At 43.4% G+C, this 272-nt stretch carries 1 protein-coding gene; it reads left to right on the forward strand.

Features of this window, described 5'->3' with window-relative positions; all coding sequences use genetic code 11:
- Positions 1-272 (forward strand): amidase family protein (locus tag AAEY57_RS20005; protein WP_350608667.1); only part of this gene is annotated, 272 nt, incomplete at both ends.

The raw sequence follows: 272 nt of genomic DNA on the forward strand, positions 1-272 counted from the left end.
GTTGCGGTAGCACTTAACTTTGCGCCCATAGCATTAGGGACTGAAACAGACGGTTCAATTACGTGCCCAGCTTCAGTAAATGGAGTTTATGCAATAAAACCGAGTATGGGCCAAGTATCACGCTCAGGTGTTGTGCCTCTTTCAAGTAGCCATGATTCAGTAGGGCCGATGGCGAATTCTATTAAAGATTCGCTTCTGGTTTTATCTGTTTTGCAAGGTGAGGACTCCCTTGATGCAACAACTACAGGGTTTGAATTAAAAACAGGTAATAT

This window comes from Pseudoalteromonas sp. MER144-MNA-CIBAN-0113, assembly GCF_040308965.1.
Lineage (GTDB): Bacteria > Pseudomonadota > Gammaproteobacteria > Enterobacterales > Alteromonadaceae > Pseudoalteromonas > Pseudoalteromonas tetraodonis.